This window comes from Peptoniphilus sp. BV3C26 (genome assembly GCF_000478985.1).
Taxonomy (GTDB): Bacteria; Bacillota; Clostridia; order Tissierellales; family Peptoniphilaceae; genus Peptoniphilus_B; species Peptoniphilus_B koenoeneniae.
This window is the reverse complement of record NZ_AWXB01000052.1, coordinates 1-18,287: the sequence shown is the minus strand read 5'-3', so window position 1 is coordinate 18,287 and position 18,287 is coordinate 1. Positions and strand designations below refer to the sequence as shown.

Sequence of the window (18,287 nt, the reverse complement as noted above, 5' to 3'; positions counted from 1 at the left end):
GAAGGAGGAAAAAGAGATGATCATTGACAAAAGACTCATTCATTACAATTTTTCGCCAAGATATGGGACAAAAATCGCCTATATAGTCATTCACGATACGGCAAATAAGGCCCCGGGAGCAAATGCCCTAAACCACTACAGGTACTTTGCAGGCGGAAATAGGAAAGCAAGCGCCCATTATTTTGTAGATGATAAGGGCATAGTCCAAATAATTGAAGACAATATGTCTGCATGGCATTGTGGAGATGGAAAAGGTCGCTATGGAATCACAAATTCCAATAGTTTGGGGATTGAGATGTGCATAAATGAAGGATCGGACTTTAAAAAAGTCATGGAAAGGACAGCTGATCTTGCAGTATGCCTGGCAAAATTTTACAACTTAAAACCCGATAAAATTGTAAGGCACTATGATGCATCAAGAAAAATATGCCCATCAAGTCTATGTAAAAATAATTGGCAGGGATGGTGGATTTTTAAGGAGGTTATAAAAAGTAAGTATGAAAAAATTAAGATGTGATGTAAGTAAAACCCTGGAAGGTAAAAACATAATTAAAAGAAAAATTTTACCAGAGCTAAATCCAGGTTCAGAAGGAAGTTTGCAAGGATTTTTAACCCTGTTAAAACAATTGTATACAGGTAAAGAAGTGAGCCTTTATACAGTAGAAGAAGTAAAAATCGGTTAATAGGAGGTTTATATGGAAAGAGTAAGTTTAAGATTGAAATTCAACATGGATGATGGAAAAGCCATGTCCATTTCCTTTGGAGACTGCGACCCGCAAGTCACAAAAGAAATAGCAAAAAATCTTGGAGAAAGCATAGCCTCAGCTAAAATGTTCAAGAAAAATGACCAAATAGTTGAAGAATTCACCCAAGCGGTTAAGATTAGTGTAAAAGAAGAAATTCTTGTCTAATCTTATTTTACATAGGAGGTGTTTATATGGAAGAACTCATAAGCCAAATTGCCAACATAGGCTTTCCCATGGCGGTTTCTGTTTTTCTTTTAGTAAGGATAGAATCAAAAATAACGGAGCTGTCAGACTCGATAAAAGACCTGTCAAATAATATTTCCCTTATTATGAGAAAATAAAAATTATAAAATTAAAAGTTTATAAAAATTTCAAATTTTTTAAAAAGTCCAGACCTTAAAAGTCTGGTTTTTTATTGGAGCTTAAAAATGACAAAAAATCCGAAAAACTTGAAAGAATAGGAAAATAGTGGTACATTAACTATATGTGGTAAAAATTTATGAAAATTTATGAAAATAAAATTTAGAGAAAGGACCAAGTTATGGAAAAAAATTTTAAAGACAGAGTATTAAAACCCTTAGGTATTTATACTTTGGCGTTTTCTTTAGTCTTACCAAGCCTTAGTGGAGTGGTGGAAGCAGCTAATGAAACCAAGGAAGCAAAGGTTGATACACTTATAGTAAGTCAAGAAAAAAAGATTGAAGAAACAAAAGCAGAAAATGGACTAGAGGTTAAGAAAGAAGCTGAAAAAGAACTTGAAAATATCCTAAGTGGTGAAGAAATTCAAGATATTAAAAATAGGGCAAATAGTTTAGAAAATGATTATTTCTTTAATGGTGATATGTTTGAAGAATTAAAGGCAGAACTTAGAAAAGCAAAAGCCGATCCATCAGTAAACTATGAGGAAGCTAAGGCTCGTCTTATTAATGAAGCTATCCTTAAAAATGCCCCAGCACAAAAAGCTCCAGGACCAGAAAGAGCATCTATTACTGTAACATTTTATACCGCTGGAAATGCTATCAAAGCTGGAGTCGATAAAATTGGATTAAGAAGTAAAGAGTTAAAAAAGGGATATAGAATAGTTGTATATGTGAACAATTTTAAACGTGGAGAATTAACACTAACTAAAAATGATTCAAGACCTAGTGTAACACTAGAAAGTAAACTAAAAGCCGGTGATTTAGTAGAGGCTGAAGTGTATGATGATCAAGGAATTAAAGTTGGTGACACAGGTTCATATACAGTTCCTAATTCTAAGGCTGATGAATATAAAACTAAAATAAAAATGCCAACAGGAGAAATCTGGATAGAACAATACGTTGCAAATATAGTTAGCGAGGAAGAAAAATCTGAAGCTTTAGATTTGTTAAAAAAAGCAAACTCTACTGAAATAGCTAATGATATTAAGTCTGTTGATTTTAAAATCGAGGGAGTAGGTACTAAAACTGCCTCTTATACAGTAACCTACAAAGATAATTCAAAATCAGATGAAATACAAGCTCCAAACTTAACTGTAAAACAAGTTACCGAATACTCAGCAGCTACAAACGTAGAGAAGATAGTAGTTACTGACACAAAAATCACAGGTAAGTTAGTGCCACAGAAAAAGCTCGAAGATGGTACATTTGTCCCAGATCCAGATGGTACGATAGCTGCTGGAACAAAGGTAATAGCCATATTAAAGCCAAGTGGTAACAATAATGCGAATAAAGATTATTGTACGGGCAAGTGTAGCACAGATAAAAACTCCTCTCAATTAGGAGAGACTAGTGTAAATGCTGATGGAACTTTTGAAATCAATGTGCCAAATGGTTTTGATTATAAGCAAGAAGTTGGTCTTACAGTAAAGGAACCTCATAAGTTTAAGGCTTGTAATTCTACTACTGTTGAATATGTAATACCAAATGTACCAGTAAGAGACCCTAAAAAACTAACGCCTGAAGAAAAAGAAGCAATTAAGGAAGCTGTTAAAAAAGCCAATACAAGAGAAGATGGTGTTTCAAAACTCCCTAACGGTACAGGATACAATGATGGTATACCTGCCTTTATAGAAGTTGATGACCAAGGAAATGTAAAAATAATAAGTGGTAATGATGTTGAAGTAGATTGGGATAGTAGTGGAAATCCTATTGTTCAAAAGAATGATGACGGTACTGTAAAGGTTGAAGCTGGCAAAGAAAACAATGTTGCCAAATTTGAAAAGGAAGAGGTCCTAGAAAACAAGGCACCAGATGCTCCTACAATCACACCAGATGCAGACAAGGGCGAGATAACCATAAGTCCAAACCCTCTTGATACAGATGCCAAGAAAATAGAAGTTAAATACACTGATCCAGATGGTAATCCAAAAACAGAAATAATAGAAAAAGAGGATGGGGAAAATGGCAAGTGGAGTACACCAGAAGGCTCTAAAGTAACAGTCAATCCAGATACCGGTGTGGTGACCATAAAGGATTCTGATATCAAAAATAAAACCGATGTCTCTGCAACTGTAACAGATAATGGTGGTATCGCAAATAATGATAAAGAAAAGAAAACATCTGATAACAAGAGCGAAACAATCAAAATCTATCCAAAGAAACCAGAAATCAAGGTTGACGATAAAACTGGTGATGTAACCATCACTCCAGTTGAAAAAGATAAAGATAGGGTTGCTAAAAAAATGGATGTTACCTACACACCAGCAGGAGAAACAGATCCTAAGACAGTAACCTTTACTAGAAATGACGAAGGCAAATGGTCTATTGAAGGCAAAACTGATTTTGAAGTAAGCGAAGATGGAAAAAATATTACTATTAAAAATGGCAAAATAAAATCCGGAACTCAAATAACAGCTCAAACCAATGATGGGGATATTAGTGACATTTTAAAATCTGAAATTGAAAAGAGAACTGTTTCAGATAAAACTGCTCCAAATCCCCCAAAGGTAGAAGTGGATACAAAAACTGGTAATATTACTATAACACCACCAAGAGATGAGGACACAACATCAGTAACAGTAACCTACAAGAAGGCTGATAATACTGAAATAAAAGTCAAGGCTAAAAAAACTGGTAGCACATGGTCATTAGCCAAGGAAGATGGCACTCCAGATGGCACTCCAGTCGACAACGGTGAAGAAGTAGATGGAACTTCTGGTGTAATTACCCTTAAAAAGGGAAGTTACAAGACAGAAGAACTTGTAACAGCATTTGGTAAAGATGATGCAAATAATAAATCTACAGATGATACAAAAACCCCAGTAGCAGTAACTATTGATGCAAATGGTGGAAAGCAAAACATAGATGGTTCAATCCTTCTTAAGGGTGGAAGCTATGTTTTACCAGAAATATTTGCACCAGAATATTTCCCGCCAAATAAAGAGTTTGTCGGATGGCAAGTTGGTAAGGAAACTAAAAAAGCAGGGGAGTCTATTCAAGTAAATGCAGATACTATTGTAAAAGCTATTTGGAAAGATAAAAAATCAGATCAAAATAATCCAAATAATCCAAATAATCCAAATAATCCTGGTCTTCAAAATAAAGAAAATCAAAAATCATTAGGTTTCTTTAAAATTATTGAAGATATGGAAATAAATCGCCACTACAAATATCTTTATGGATATACAGATGGAAGTGTTCGTCCTGAAGGATTGATGACAAGAGCAGAAGCAGCAGCTTTAATAGCTCGTTTGGCAAATCTTGACATGACCAATAATACTAAGCCAAACTTTAAAGACACACCATCAGCTTGGTACAATTCAGCTATTAATATTATGGTTAAAAAGGATTTAATGTTTGCAGATAAAGACGGCAACTTCCGTCCTAACCAACCGATTACTCGTGGAGAATTTGCAAGAGCTATTTACTATATAGACAAGAAAAATGATAAGATAGCACCCTTTGCCGATGTAAAAGGTCACGAATTTGAAGAAGCTATTAATCAAGCCTATGGCAATGGACGTATTGCCGGCTATGAAGATGGCACCTTTAGACCTGATGCATATATTCAAAGAGCAGAAGCAGCAAGAATTTTAAATCAATATGCCCGTCGTAATGTAACCTTAGAAGGTTTAAGTGGCGTAAAGAAAGATTTAATTCACTTTACAGATATAAGCGAAAGCCACTGGGCTTATTGTGAAATTATGGAAGCAGCTAACTCCCATGAATATCAAAGAGCAAAAGGAAGTATACCAGAAACTTGGATAAAAATTATAGAAAAATAAATTATAGAAAGATAAAAAAAGACACGCAGAAATGCGTGTTTTTTTGTGCCTTAAATTTGGAAATCAAAACTTTATTAGTGGTTTGATTTTTTTAAAATCTTAAAAATTATTTTGAAAGTTCTTTTAGTGTGCCACTTATTGTAAAGGGCAATTTTTTTAATTCTTCTACATTTTTGGAGCCTGTTAAAAGCATTATGATTTTTGCTTTGTACATAATATTTTCCAGGTATTCCATTGTGTATTCATATCCTCCGTGAATCAGGTATGAAAGTATTTCTCCGGACATGGCTGCCATGTCTGCTCCAAGGACAAGACTTTTTACTAGGTCCATGGAATTTTTAATTCCTCCTGAGCTTATTAAGGATAGGTCTTTTAGGTTAAGGTTTTTAATTGAAAGTAGACTTAGGGCTGTGGGTATTCCCCAGGAATATAGTTCTGATAGATCATTTTCCGGTCTTCTTAAATTTTCCACTTCCATAAAATTTGTTCCGCCGAATCCTGAAACGTCTATGTGTCTTACGCCTACACTGTAAAGTCTTCTTGCTACATCTCTTGACATGCCGAAGCCAACTTCTTTTACAATTACAGGTACTTCAGACCCTTTTACAATTTCTTCTATGTTTGAGAGGATTCCTTTAAAGGACCTTTCTCCTTCTTCCATAGCAAGTTCTTGAGCGGGATTTAAGTGAATTTGGATTCCATCCGCTTTTAACATGTCTACTGCAAATTTTACATCTTTTATGCTTGCACGACCGGAAAGATTTCCAAGGATTACTCCTGAGTCTCCCATAATTTCTCTTACAATTTTAAAGCTTTCAATGGAGTCTTCATCTTCCAGGGTTATTGTTTGTGAGCCTACTGCCATGGGGATGTTAAATTCTCTTGCGATTTCTGCAAGTTGTCTATTTATGTCTTCGGTAAATTCTGAACCACCGGTCATGGCGTTAATCATAAGGGGAAAGTTTATTTTTTTGTTTAAAAACCTTGTTGATGTGTCTATTTCGTCAAAATCACATTCCGGTAGGGAATTGTGGGGCAAAAAAACATCTTCAAAAAGGGGGTTTCCAAGGAAACTTGATCTTAAAAAACTTTCGATATGTTCTCTTTTTCTATATTTTCTCATAAATTTCTCCTGTATTTAATAATATCATCAAGAATGAAAAATGTTAATATAATTATTTTTTTGATTTTAATACAATATCACTTAAAAAAGAATTGTAAAAGTTTTCTGAAAAAATTTTATATTTTTCGGGGTCTTCTTTAAATGTTTTAAAAATGCTCCTGTCAAAGAAGTTACTAAGGGGCATTTTGCCCAGGGCTTCGTATATTTTTTTATCATCTATTCCAAGGCTTATCATTGCGATTATATCCTCATTTGTGTAGGATTCAAAGTCTTCGTTTTTTTCGTATTCCACGGTTTTTTTATTGTAAAAGTTTACTAAATAGTTTCCCTTTGGAGTTTTATAAAGCATTGATAAAAACATGAGGGATATGGAAAATATTGTAAATATTGTAGATGAAATAATATTTATGGGTTTAAAGTTTAATACTGAAAGGCTGTATACAATTATTGCAAGAAGGGAAATTTTAATAACTTTTTTCTTGTAAGTGTCAATTTTGTATAAGAGGTTTAAATTTTCCAGTTTATATTTTAAACTTTTTGAATATTCGTTAAATTGTAAATAAAATTCCGGTCCGGCTTTTATTTTTTCTGCAATATCTCTTGTGCTTATGATAGTTTCATCTTTAAAGAAATTTTCTATAAAGGTTTTTTCTTCAATTTGCAGTTGAGAAAGTTTTTTAGGATTTAAAATAAATAAATAACTTATTTTTTTCTTGCCAGATTTTGTTACATAGTCTTCTTTTTTTATTTCCAGGGCCTTAATTCTTTGTAAACTTAAAATATTTGCAAGAATAAGGTTTTGTAAACTTCCGTCGCCTTTTAGAAGGTAGGAGGCTTCTAAGGAACTTACTATATTTGGGTCTTCTTCCTTTGTTTTTCTTCTTAAATTAAATAAATAAATTGCATATAAGAAAATTAGGAAGGAAAAAATTGTTGCTCCGGTGGAAATAAAATAAGAAAATTTATTTTTATCTCCGTCTAAAAAGGATAGCCTGCCGCTATTTTTATGGATTTCTTTAAGGCCCTTTAATGTCATATCTGTCCTTTGAGTTGAAAAGGGTATGGCTTCTTCTTCAAAACCCAGGTCCAAAAATAAATAGCCACCTTTTTTTATATCTCTTACTTTGATTTCCAAGCCGTTTTTTACGTTTTTAATTTCTTTTTTGCCAGATGAGTATAAAAATGGACTTGTTTCTTTAGAAATTCCATTTTCAAAAAAGAGGTCTCCTTTAAAAAAATCGATTTTATTTTCAAGGTCTTTGAAAAAAGTATAGGAAAAATATCCGGTGTCGCTGCCAATTTTTCCAAGGTTTGAAATTTCATAGGACATTTTTAAATTTAAGGTACTTTCAAAGGGATTGAAAATTTTTATAAGAATCCTGTCTTCTTCTTCGTCCAAGGTGTATGATTTGGAATAACCCTTTTTTGCATTGGTATCCAGGGTCAATTTTTCATTGCCTATGGAAATTGTCAGTTTTTCTATTTTTGAATTTTTAGGTTTATATATGCTTCTTATTACTTCGTCTTCATTTTTTTTGGATTTATATACTATATCATCTTCAAAATACAGGCTTCCGTTATCTTTAATTAAGACATGGGTGTCAAAGTTTACGGAAATTTCTTCTGCAAAAATTTTCCTGGGAAAGAGAAAAAGAGAAGAAAAAATAAAAAACAAAAGTACAAACTTACAAAATTTATATAAAAATAATTTTAATTTCATATTATCACCAAATTAATTATATCAAAAATTTGTGAAATATATTATTATTAGGGTAAACTATTATGTGTAAAATATAAAAAAAGGAAAGGGAAGACATGTACGATATTATAATTATTGGTGGAGGTCCTGCAGGGCTTACGGCAGGTCTTTACGGCGCAAGAGATAAGAAAAAAACTTTAGTTATAGAAAAATCCGTTGAAGGGGGACAAATAACAAACACAAATGATGTGGAAAATTATCCAGGTGCTCCTGGCATAAGCGGAATTGATTTGGCTTTTACAATAAAAGATCAGGCTGAAAAGTTTGGCTGTCAAATTGTAAATGACGATATTATTGAAGTGGATCTTGAGGGAAAAATAAAAAAAGTCAAAGGAAAGTTTGACCAATATGAAGGAAAAGTTGTAATTATTGCAGGTGGTGCAAGTCCGAGAAAAATTGGGGTTCCTGGTGAAGAAGATTTTCAGGGAAGAGGCGTAAGCTATTGTGCAACTTGCGATGGAGCTTTTTATGAAGGTTTTGAAGTTTATGTAGTAGGTGGCGGAGATGCTGCTGTTGAAGAGGCTATTTATTTAACTAATTTTGCTAAGAAAGTCCATATAATTCACAGAAGAGATGAACTTCGTGCTTCAAAGGATTTGCAGGCTAAGGCTTTTAAAAATGAAAAGATTGATTTTATTTGGAATAGTCAGGTCACAGAGCTTAAGGGAGATAAAACCTTAAAGGAACTTTATATTAAAAATAATAAGAGTGGAGATATAGAAAAAATCACAAAGGACGAACCTTTTGGAGTTTTTGTATTTATAGGCTATGTCCCAGAAACTGAGATTTATGAAGGCAAAATAAATATGAAAGACGGTTATATTTTAACTGATGAAGAAATGAGAACAAACATTGATGGAGTTTTTGCTGCAGGAGATATAAGGGTTAAGACTGTAAGACAACTTACAACTGCTGTAGGGGACGGCACAATAGCTGCCATAAACGCCTACAAGTATATTGAAGAGCAAGAGGGAACTCTTTATGAGGGTTTTAATGAATAATGAAGTCAAATGTATTTGATACTGCTCTTATTTTTGAAGGCGGGGGTATGAGAAATTCATACTCCGCAGGCATTTTAAACGTTCTTCTTGAAAAGGGAATTTATTTTGATTATGTATCAGGTATTTCTGCAGGCTCAACTCATGTTTTTAACTATTTATTAAGGGATAGAATTCGTGCCAAGAGATCTTTCGTCGATTCTGTGAGAGATGAAAATGTTGCAGGCATAAAAAATCTTTTAAAGGGACAGGGCTTTTTTAATTCAGATTATATTTTTGAATCTTGGGATCCTTATCCTGATTCCATAATAAGCCTTGAAACGTTTTATGCAAATCCCGCAAAAATAAGAATTGGGGCTTTTAATGCCAACACAGGAAGAATGAAATATTGGAACAAAAGGCAACTTAATTCCATGGAAAAACTTAGAAAGGCCATAAGAGCTTCTTCGTCTTTACCCTATATTATGCAACCTACTGAGTTTGAAGGTCAGGTCTATTATGATGGAGGCCTGGGTTATGGAATAAGCCTGGATATGGCTTTAAGAGATGGCTACCAAAAAATTTTTGCTGTTTTAACAAGACCTGAAGGTTACAGAAAAGAGCCTATTAAGCATAAGGAATTAATAAAAAAATCCTTTAAAAGTTATCCTCATGTTGCTAATGCCATGATTACAAGATACAAGAGATATAACAGGGATTTGGACAGATTGGAAAAGTTAAAAGAAGAGGGAAAGGCCTATATTGTCTATGCGAAAAACCAGGCGGTTGAAAGCACGGAAACAAATCTTTTCAAACTTCAGGACAATTATGAACAGGGATATTTTCAAGGCCTAAATGAATATAGGGATTGGCTTGCCTTTTTAGGAATATAGAAAAAATTGTGATATAATAAATTTAATTTAATCTTAGGAGTGATTTAATGGACAAAGTAAGAGTTCGTTTTGCCCCAAGTCCTACAGGTTTTCTCCACATCGGAGGCCTAAGGACGGCTCTATATAATTATCTTTTCGCCAAACACAATAATGGCGATTTTATTTTGAGAATAGAGGATACGGACAGAACAAGATATGTAGAAGGTGCCATAGAAAATTTAATTCAATCATTAAAATGGGCGGGAATAGAAGTTGATGAAGGAGTAATCCTAAACGAAGAAGGAAAACTTACAGAAAAGGGTCAATGCGGACCTTATATTCAATCAAACCGTCTTGATATTTACAAAAAATATGTAGATAAACTTATTGAATCAGGTCATGCTTATTATTGTTTTTGCAGCAAGGAAAGACTTGATAATTTAAGAGAAGAACAAAGAATAAAGGGACAAGTCCCAAAATATGATGGAAGATGTCGTTCAATTCCTATTGAAGAAGCTAAAAGAAGAATTGCTAATGGGGAAGAGTATGTAGTAAGACTTAAACTTCCAAGGAACAGATTTATAAAATTTCATGACCTGGTAAGAGGGGATGTAACTATAAATACAGATGAAATTGATGATCAGGTTCTTATGAAAAGCGATGGTTTTCCAACTTACCACATGGCAGTTGTAGTTGACGATCATTTGATGAAGATTACCCATGTTGTTCGTGGTGAAGAATGGCTTGCTTCAACACCTAAGCATGTTTTCTTATATGAAGCTTTAGGTTGGGAAGCTCCGGAGTTTGTTCACCTTCCCACAGTATTAAATAAAAATCACAAGAAACTTTCAAAACGTGAAGGGGATGTCTCTGTTGAGGATTTCAAAAAGAGGGGATATTTACCGGAAGGACTTATAAATTATCTTGCTCTTGTAGGTTGGAGTCCGGAAGATGATGAAGAAATAATGACTTTAAAAGATTTAATTCCTAAATTCAGCTTTGATAGAGTTGTAAAATCAGGGGGAATTTTTGATGTTGATAAACTTAACTGGGTCAACTCTCATTATATGAAAGACTATGATTTGGAAAAGTTATGTCAATTGGAAAAGCCTTATATGATTGAATCGGGTCTTATGACTGAAGAAGAAATTGACAATAATTTTGAATGGTTTAAGATTCTTGTGGAAACTGTTAGAGATGGTTTGGATAAGCTTGAAGATTTGCCTAAGGCAGTTCAATTTTTATTTGGCGATTTAAATGTAAAAGAAGAGAGTGCTCTTGAAGAACTAAAAAAAGACCATGTACTTCAATTAATAGATCAATTTATTGAAGAATTAAATTCCCTAGAAGAAGTTGACGATGAATTTTCAAGAACAGTTATGAAAAAAATTCAAAAGGCAACAGGAATTAAAGGGAAGGATTTATATATGCCTGTAAGAGCTGCTATAAGCGGAAATGTTCACGGACCGGAATTAAATAACATTATACTTTTACTTGGAAAAGAAAATCTTTTAAAAAGACTTAATTCAAGTAAAAAATATTTGAAATAAAAATAAACTTTACCCTAGATAAACTGGGGTAAAGTTTTTTATTTGTCAAATTTTTTAATATTTGCATTTTCTTTTAAAGTGCCATAAGTTTCTTCCAAACTTTTTACCATAAATTTTAATTCATCAATTTCCTCTTTTGAAAATTCAAGGGGTATGTCATGTAAATTGTTTGTTAAAGTTTTAATTTCATCTTTTTTAATTTCGATTTCTTTTTTATAGTTAAAATCCTTTTTTAAAACACAGGACCTTATTAAATTATTATTTTGAATTTTTATAAGCTCTTGTAAATTTAAGTCTTCTGTATATTTTTTAAAGTTTTCCCAAATTACAAATTCTTCTTCTTTCAAGTCATATTCATAGGGATTAAAGAGGTTTATTATTTCTTTAATAACTTTTTCAAATTTTTGACTATCCAGGTTTAATAGAGAGTCAACTTTTTCTAAATACAAATTATTTTCATCAATTTTAAGAAACTCTCTTGCAAGATTTTTTTCCTGCTTTAAATTTAAACTTAAATTTTTATTTAAATCCATTCTTAAAACTTGACAAAGGGTTTGGAGTTCAAAAATTTTCATTTTATATTGGTCATAAATTTTCGTATAAAAAGCCCTTCTTATAGGAATTAAAACATCTTTTAAAAAAATCTTATCAGATAAAAGTTCCCTATATAAAAAGGCTTCCATTGTAAGTTTAGCTTTATCCATAAAATCATCCTTTCTTTAACTTATTACCCATTTTAATGTTATAATTAATATGTATGAGGTGAATTAATGTTTGAAAAATTCGGAAAAGTTCTTTTAAATGAAGGACTTTATAAATATACATCTTTTGGTATTGGCGGACCTGCAGATATACTCTTGTTCCCTAAAGACGAAAATTCATTAATAGAAGCAATAAAAACAGCAAAGAATGAAGGAATTCCCATTACTGTTCTTGGTAATTGCACAAATGTTTTAATTAGGGATGGAGGAATAAGAGGTCTTGTTATAATGCTTAAAAATACCTTTAATGAAATTAAAGTAAAGGATAATTTAATTTCAGCTGAGGGAGGGGCAACTCTTAAAAAAGCTGCTCAAATTGCTTATGAAAATTCTCTTTCAAATATGGAGTTTGCTCATGGAATTCCCGGATCTATAGGTGGAGCTATGATTATGAATGCTGGAGCCTATGAGGGAGAAATGAAAGACATTGTAAAAAGTGTAAGGCTTTTAACTAAAGATTTTAAAATTATTGAGGTAAACAATGAGGATATGGATTTTGTTTACAGAAATTCAAGAGCTTTAAAAAATGAAGAAATTGTCCTTTCTGCAACTTTTGAACTAAAAAAAGGCGACAAATCTTTGATTAAAGAAAAAATGGAGGATTTTGACAATAGGAGAAAGTCTAAACAACCTCTTGAACTTAGAAGTTGCGGTTCTACTTTTAAAAGACCTCAGGGATATTTTGCCGGAAAGTTAATAGATGATTCTGGATTAAGGGGTTTTAGATATAAAAACTGTGGAGTAAGTGAAAAGCACTGCGGTTTTATTGTAAATTATGGAGATTCCAGTGCCAAGGACATTTTAAAAGTTATAGAAATTGTAAGAAAAGTTGTTTTTGATAATTTTGGGGTTGAACTGGAAAGAGAACTTAAAGTTATTGGGGTGGATTGATGGAAATAATTATTATAACTGGCATGAGTGGTGCTGGAAAATCTGAAGTTCTTAATATTATGGAAGACTTGGGATATTTTTCCATGGACAATCTTCCTCCGGAGCTTTTACCAAAGTTTGCCGAAATTGCCAAGTCTTCTCCGGTGGACAAGGTGGCTGCTGTAGTTGATTTAAGAAGTGGAGAATTTTTTAAAAATTTTTCCAGTTCTCTTGAAGTCTTAAGATCTTTAAATGTAACTTATAAAATTGTCTTTCTTGAAGCAAGTGAGGGAGTTATTATCAAGAGATACAAGGAGAGAAGAAGGCCCCATCCCCTTGATAAATCCATTGTTGCAGGTTACAGAAAAGAAAAGACCTTGCTTGAAGAAATAAGAAAAAGAAGCGATTATATTATTGATTCTTCGAATAAAAAGACAAGCGAATTAAAGTTTGAAATTACAAATTTATTTAAAACAAGAAAAAGTGATTTTACAGTTTCCGTTGTTTCTTTTGGATTTAAAAACGGAATTTTAAAGGATGCGGACCTAGTTTTTGATGTTAGATTTTTACCTAATCCCTTCTATATAGAGGAACTTAAAGAATTTAGCGGAGAGGAAAAGCCTGTAAAAGATTTTGTAATGAAGTGGGAAGTTACTCAAAAGTTTATTGACAAGTGCGTAGATATGTTGGACTTTTTAATTCCAAATTATAAGAAAGAGGGCAAGACTATAATAGTAGTTGCTTTCGGATGCACAGGAGGATTTCACAGGTCTGTTGCAATAGCAAATGAAGTGGGAAAAAGACTAAGTGACCTGGGCCATAGCGTTGAAGTTTCCCATAGAGATAAGGTTTAAAATTTATTTAAAATAAAGTATAATAAAGGAAATTATGACTGAGTATTGGGATATTTACAATAAAAATGGAAAAAAAAGTATAAAGTTGTAAAAAAGGGCTCACCTCTTTTGTCAGGAGAGTATCATATTATAGTTGAAGGTTGGATAAGGACCGGCAAGGAAACTTATTTGATTCAAAAACGCTCAAAGAGAAAAAAATCTTTTGGAGGAATGTGGTATTGTTCTGTTGGAGGGTCTGTTATTAGCGGAGAAGAACCTATTGACGGACTTTTGCGTGAAACAAAAGAAGAACTTGGCATAGACTTAGATAGGGATAAAATATATTTAAAGAGAATTATCAGAGAGAATAGCGGAATCTTTTATATTTATCTTATAGATATGAATGTAAATCTTGAAGATGTAAAACTTCAGGAAGAAGAGGTTGAAGATGCAAAAATTGCTTCAGTTGATGAAATTTTTAGGATGATAGATGAAGGAATTTTACTTAATCTCAGTTATTACAGAGATTTTTTCAACTCTGCTGAAAAATTAATAGAAGCGAAAAAATAGAAAAAGGTCAAAAGCCTTGTTACAAAGAGAGAACATCCCTTGGTGAAAGATGTTTTGGCAAGTTTTGACAGATGCGTCTATTTTGCTTATAGCGGGAGCTTTATCTAAATGAATTTGAGTGGAATCGTCTCTTTGGGACGATTATTTTTTTTAAAATTTAGGAGGTATCATGAAACTATATAATACACTTACAAGAAAAAAAGAAGAATTTAAACCTATAGAGCCAGGCCATGTGAGAATGTATAATTGTGGCCCAACAGTATACAATTTTATCCACGTAGGAAATGCCAGACCCCTTGTAATTTTTGATACTTTAAGAAGATATTTCATATACAAGGGCCTTGAAGTAAAATTTGTTGTTAATTTTACTGATATTGACGATAAGATGATAAAAAAAGCCAATGAAGAAGGAGTGCAAGTTTCAGATATAGCCGACAGGTATATAAAAGAGTTTAAAGTTGATGCAAATGGCTTGCATTTATACGATTATGAAACTATAAATCCCAGAGCTACTCATATGATAAAGGAAATGGTTGAATTTATAGACACTCTTGTAAAAAAAGGTGCAGCTTATGAATCAAACGGTGATGTTTACTTTGATATAACAAAGGCTAAAGACTACGGAAAGCTTTCAAAAAAGAATATTGAAGAATTAATGTCTGGAGCTAGGATTGATGTGAGTGAACATAAAAAACATCCAGGAGATTTTGCTCTTTGGAAGGCAAAAAAAGAAGGAGAACCCTATTGGGATTCACCTTGGTCTCAAGGTAGACCGGGTTGGCACATAGAATGCTCTGTAATGGCTAAGACTATCCTTGGAGATACTATTGACATTCACTCAGGAGGAGAAGATTTACAATTTCCTCATCATGAAAATGAAATTGCTCAAAGTGAAACTTGTAACGGAGTGCCCTTTGCAAGATTTTGGCTTCACAACGGTATGATTACAGTTGACAATGAAAAGATGAGTAAGAGTAAGGGAAATTTCTTCACAATTCGTGAAGTTTCAAAGGAATTTGATCTTGAAGTTTTAAGATATTTTCTTTTAACTGCCAACTATAGAAATCCTATTAATTTTTCAAGAGACATAATGGATCAATGTAAAAATGCTTTGCAAAGAATCTATAACGCAAAAGAAGAACTTGAAAATTTAATGAAAGATGCAAAGGAAGGTATAGAATCTAAAAACTTGAAAGAAAAATTGGAAGAAGAAAGAAAATTCTTTGAAGCTTCCATGGAAGATGATATAAATACGGCAGACGCTTTAACGGCAATATTTAACATAGTAAAAATAATAAATACTGATCTTAATGAAAATTCAAGTAAGGAAGATCTTTTACTTGCACAAAATTATTTAATGAAACTTACAAAAGTTTTGGGAATCCTCGAAATGGAAAAAGAAGACATTGACTCAGAAGTTGAAAATCTTATAAAAGAAAGAGAAGATGCGAGAAAAAATAAAGATTTTGCAAAGGCTGACCAAATAAGAGATAAACTTAAAGAGATGGGAATTGAAATAAAAGATTCAAGGAATGGAACCAAGTGGACGAGAATTTAAATATTTTTTTAAGTAAGGGAAAAATTTTAACAAAGGACCAGGCAAGGCAATATTCACCCCTTGCCCTTGCCTTTATAGGCGATGGAGTTTATGAACTTTTTATCCGCACAAAAGTTTTAAATAAAAATAAAAAAGCCTCAACTCTTCATCGAGAATCGGCAAGAGAGGTAAAAGCTTCAGCTCAAGCAAGAAAAATCCTGGAAATCATGGATTTGTTAGAAGAAGATGAAATTTATATTTTTAAAAGAGGCCGCAATGCAAAGCCCCACACCATGGCCAAAAATGCCAGCGTCATAGATTATAAAAATGCCACAGGCCTTGAAGCCCTATTTGGATATTTATATTTAACAGGGCAAGACTTAAGAATGTCACAATTAATTGATTTGATGGAGGAAAAATGAAAGTTGAAATAATAGCACATACACCTGATCCTGACCTTTTAATAGCTCAAGCAGCAAAGCTTTGCTATTCAAAAGTCGGGGTAGATGAAATAAAAGAAAAGTTAGATAAGGAAGCAACGGAAAAATTTATAAAAATGCTTATGGGATTTTCTCACGTTTCACCCCTTGAACATGTAAGCTTTACCTTTGCAGTAGAAGGGGTCTCAAGAACTTTAAGTCATCAATTGGTAAGACATAGAATTGCCAGCTACTCTCAACAATCCCAAAGATATGTGGAGCTTAACAACTTTGAATATATAGTGCCTCCCAAAATTGCAAAAAATAAAGAAGCTTTAAAAATATTTAAAGAGACAATGGAAAATGACAAAGAGGCCTATAGAAAAATCTCTGAACTTTTAATAAAAGATAATGCTCAAAAATATATTGCAGAAGGTATGGAAGAAGAAAAGGCAAAAAAATCCGCCACAAAGGAATCTATAGAAGATGCAAGATATGTATTTCCAAACGCCTGCGAAACAAAACTTGTCTTCACAATGAACGTGAGAAGTCTTCTTCACTTTTTAGAACTTAGATGTTGCAACAGAGCTCAGTGGGAAATAAGAGATTTAGCAACTAAGATGCTTGAAGAACTCAAAAAAATAAGTCCTGTAATCTTTAAAGATGCAGGTCCCGGATGTGTAAAAGGACCATGTCCTGAAGGAAAAATGACTTGCGGAAAAATAAATGAAGTAAGGGAAAAATTTAGAAATTTAGGTGTAAAATGACTTATATATATGGAAGAAACGCAGTAATAGAAGCCTTAAAAGCAAAAAAAGTCGACAAACTTTACGCTCTTAAAAATTTATCAGGATCAGCAAATAAAATATTTGCCATGGCAAGAGAAGAAAAAGTAGTCTTGACTGAATGCGATAAGAAAAAAATATTTGAAATGGTAGGAGATGTAAACCATCAAGGCATAGTTGCCCTTGTAAGTCAATTCGACTATACAGATTTAGATGAAATGATAGAAGAAGCAAAGGCAAAAGACCAAACAATTCGCCTTATTATCCTTGATGAAATAGAAGATCCCTATAATTTCGGAGCCATAGCAAGAAGTGTAGAGGCAGCAGGCTTTACAGGAATAATAATTCCAAAGAGAAGATCTGCCTTAGTAAATGATGCAGTCTATAAATCCTCAGCAGGGGCCATAGAGCGTGTAAAAGTATCAAGAGTAGTAAACCTATCACAAACAATAGAAAAGCTTAAAGAAAAGGGCGTGTGGGTTTATGGAGCAGATATGGAAGGGGACTCCATATATGAAAGCGACTTGCGAGGGAATATATGCCTTGTAATAGGAAATGAAGGAAAAGGTCTTGGCCACAGCGTAGAAAAAAATTGTGACCAAATAATTTCCATACCCATGAAAGGAAATATAAACTCTCTTAATGCTTCATGTGCAGCTGCAATAATGATATTTGAAGTAATGAGACAAGCAAAATGAAAATTTATAAAAAGAACAGGAAGTATCTCTTTGTAGATGGATACAATATATTGAACCACATACAAAAACTTAAAGAAATATCAGTTCAGGACTTGGAGCTGGCAAGAGAACTTTTAATGGATATGTTGGCTGAACACAGTAACGTAACAGGTGAATATATAATCCTGGTCTTTGACGGTTATAAAGTAAAAAAATCTCCCGGCTCAACCTTTCATAGAAAGGGCATAGACGTAGTATTTACAAAAGAATTTGAAACTGCAGACGCCTATATAGAACATGAACTTGATAAAATAGGAAGACTTCACACAGTAAGAGTAGCAACATCAGACAACATGGAGCAGCAACTTATTTTATCAAGAGGTGGGACTAGGCTTTCTGCAAGAGAACTGGAAAATGAAATCCTCGAAGGCAAAAAGAAAATAAAAAGAAAAACAAAAGAACTTAAAAAAGATAAAATAAACACCATGACAAGACACATGGAATTATTAGAAAAATTAAAGGACGAGTATCAATGAAAAGATTGACAAACTTGTCCTTTAAAATTAAAATATAGCTAATGCTATCGTAGCTCAGTAGGTAGAGC

Annotated in this window: 19 protein-coding genes; 16 read left to right on the top strand and 3 right to left on the bottom strand. The window is 32.9% G+C overall.

What is annotated here, in order from left to right; all coding sequences use genetic code 11:
• The first annotated feature begins 16 nt into the window (after positions 1 to 16).
• The 5 genes from HMPREF1253_RS05540 (at position 17) to HMPREF1253_RS10495 (ending at position 4,950) form a co-directional block, all read left to right on the top strand.
• On the top strand, positions 17 to 517 hold the full coding sequence (locus HMPREF1253_RS05540) for an N-acetylmuramoyl-L-alanine amidase family protein (RefSeq protein WP_023055778.1): 501 nt from the start codon (positions 17 to 19) through the stop codon (positions 515 to 517).
• Positions 498 to 683: a hypothetical protein gene (locus tag HMPREF1253_RS05535; RefSeq protein ID WP_023055763.1), complete on the top strand. Its 186-nt coding sequence runs from the start codon at positions 498 to 500 to the stop codon at positions 681 to 683. The genes HMPREF1253_RS05540 and HMPREF1253_RS05535 overlap by 20 nt, the downstream gene beginning before the upstream one ends.
• 12 nt (positions 684 to 695) lie before the next feature.
• Entirely contained in the window at positions 696 to 911 is a 216-nt protein-coding gene (locus HMPREF1253_RS05530; protein WP_023055787.1) for a DUF2922 family protein, read from the top strand.
• Between the two features lie 26 nt (positions 912 to 937).
• Positions 938 to 1,087 carry a YvrJ family protein gene (locus HMPREF1253_RS09950; protein ID WP_023055767.1) on the top strand — a complete coding sequence of 50 codons (150 nt, stop codon included), beginning with the start codon at positions 938 to 940 and terminating at the stop codon, positions 1,085 to 1,087.
• A 200-nt stretch (positions 1,088 to 1,287) separates the two neighbouring features.
• On the top strand, positions 1,288 to 4,950 hold the full coding sequence (locus HMPREF1253_RS10495; protein WP_023055784.1) for an S-layer homology domain-containing protein: 3,663 nt from the start codon (positions 1,288 to 1,290) through the stop codon (positions 4,948 to 4,950).
• 106 nt (positions 4,951 to 5,056) lie between these two features.
• On the opposite strand, the gene fni is transcribed toward HMPREF1253_RS10495, so the two are convergent.
• Together fni and HMPREF1253_RS05515 are read right to left on the bottom strand one after the other, a co-directional pair.
• A complete protein-coding gene (fni, locus tag HMPREF1253_RS05520; protein WP_023055757.1) occupies positions 5,057 to 6,073 on the bottom strand; it encodes a type 2 isopentenyl-diphosphate Delta-isomerase in 1,017 nt (338 codons plus the stop codon).
• Between the two features lie 52 nt (positions 6,074 to 6,125).
• Complete coding sequence (locus HMPREF1253_RS05515) at positions 6,126 to 7,793, bottom strand: DUF2207 domain-containing protein (protein ID WP_023055758.1); 1,668 nt, start codon at positions 7,791 to 7,793, stop codon at positions 6,126 to 6,128.
• Positions 7,794 to 7,888: 95 nt separating this feature from the next.
• Between HMPREF1253_RS05515 and trxB the strand changes: the two genes are divergently transcribed.
• The 3 genes from trxB to gltX are packed head-to-tail and all read left to right on the top strand — an operon-like array spanning position 7,889 to position 11,231.
• Positions 7,889 to 8,833, top strand: a complete 945-nt coding sequence (gene trxB / locus HMPREF1253_RS05510; RefSeq protein WP_023055759.1) for a thioredoxin-disulfide reductase — start codon at positions 7,889 to 7,891, stop codon at positions 8,831 to 8,833.
• Entirely contained in the window at positions 8,833 to 9,702 is an 870-nt protein-coding gene (locus HMPREF1253_RS05505) for a patatin family protein (RefSeq protein WP_023055768.1), read from the top strand. The genes trxB and HMPREF1253_RS05505 overlap by 1 nt, the downstream gene beginning before the upstream one ends.
• 47 nt (positions 9,703 to 9,749) lie before the next feature.
• Positions 9,750 to 11,231 (top strand): glutamate--tRNA ligase, encoded by a 1,482-nt coding sequence (gltX, locus tag HMPREF1253_RS05500; RefSeq protein WP_023055782.1) that lies wholly within the window; start codon positions 9,750 to 9,752, stop codon positions 11,229 to 11,231.
• A 38-nt stretch (positions 11,232 to 11,269) separates the two neighbouring features.
• On the opposite strand, the gene HMPREF1253_RS05495 is transcribed toward gltX, so the two are convergent.
• Complete coding sequence (locus tag HMPREF1253_RS05495; protein WP_023055774.1) at positions 11,270 to 11,935, bottom strand: hypothetical protein; 666 nt, start codon at positions 11,933 to 11,935, stop codon at positions 11,270 to 11,272.
• 66 nt (positions 11,936 to 12,001) lie between these two features.
• Here HMPREF1253_RS05495 and murB point away from each other — a divergent pair, with 66 nt between their 5' ends.
• The 8 genes from murB (at position 12,002) to HMPREF1253_RS05455 (ending at position 18,219) form a co-directional block, all read left to right on the top strand.
• Positions 12,002 to 12,883: a UDP-N-acetylmuramate dehydrogenase gene (murB, locus tag HMPREF1253_RS05490; protein WP_023055770.1), complete on the top strand. Its 882-nt coding sequence runs from the start codon at positions 12,002 to 12,004 to the stop codon at positions 12,881 to 12,883.
• Positions 12,883 to 13,716: an RNase adapter RapZ gene (gene rapZ / locus HMPREF1253_RS05485; RefSeq protein ID WP_023055773.1), complete on the top strand. Its 834-nt coding sequence runs from the start codon at positions 12,883 to 12,885 to the stop codon at positions 13,714 to 13,716. The genes murB and rapZ overlap by 1 nt, the downstream gene beginning before the upstream one ends.
• Positions 13,717 to 13,824: 108 nt before the next feature.
• Positions 13,825 to 14,265 (top strand): NUDIX domain-containing protein, encoded by a 441-nt coding sequence (locus tag HMPREF1253_RS05480; RefSeq protein ID WP_023055769.1) that lies wholly within the window; start codon positions 13,825 to 13,827, stop codon positions 14,263 to 14,265.
• Positions 14,266 to 14,434: 169 nt separating this feature from the next.
• Complete coding sequence (cysS, locus tag HMPREF1253_RS05475; RefSeq protein WP_023055766.1) at positions 14,435 to 15,823, top strand: cysteine--tRNA ligase; 1,389 nt, start codon at positions 14,435 to 14,437, stop codon at positions 15,821 to 15,823.
• Complete coding sequence (locus HMPREF1253_RS05470) at positions 15,808 to 16,224, top strand: Mini-ribonuclease 3 (RefSeq protein WP_023055760.1); 417 nt, start codon at positions 15,808 to 15,810, stop codon at positions 16,222 to 16,224. The genes cysS and HMPREF1253_RS05470 overlap by 16 nt, the downstream gene beginning before the upstream one ends.
• Positions 16,221 to 16,988 carry an FAD-dependent thymidylate synthase gene (gene thyX / locus HMPREF1253_RS05465; protein ID WP_023055772.1) on the top strand — a complete coding sequence of 256 codons (768 nt, stop codon included), beginning with the start codon at positions 16,221 to 16,223 and terminating at the stop codon, positions 16,986 to 16,988. The genes HMPREF1253_RS05470 and thyX overlap by 4 nt, the downstream gene beginning before the upstream one ends.
• Positions 16,985 to 17,704: a 23S rRNA (guanosine(2251)-2'-O)-methyltransferase RlmB gene (gene rlmB / locus HMPREF1253_RS05460; RefSeq protein WP_023055783.1), complete on the top strand. Its 720-nt coding sequence runs from the start codon at positions 16,985 to 16,987 to the stop codon at positions 17,702 to 17,704. The genes thyX and rlmB overlap by 4 nt, the downstream gene beginning before the upstream one ends.
• Positions 17,701 to 18,219: an NYN domain-containing protein gene (locus HMPREF1253_RS05455; RefSeq protein WP_023055761.1), complete on the top strand. Its 519-nt coding sequence runs from the start codon at positions 17,701 to 17,703 to the stop codon at positions 18,217 to 18,219. Before rlmB ends, HMPREF1253_RS05455 begins: the two co-directional genes overlap by 4 nt.
• The last annotated feature ends 68 nt before the right edge of the window (positions 18,220 to 18,287 follow it).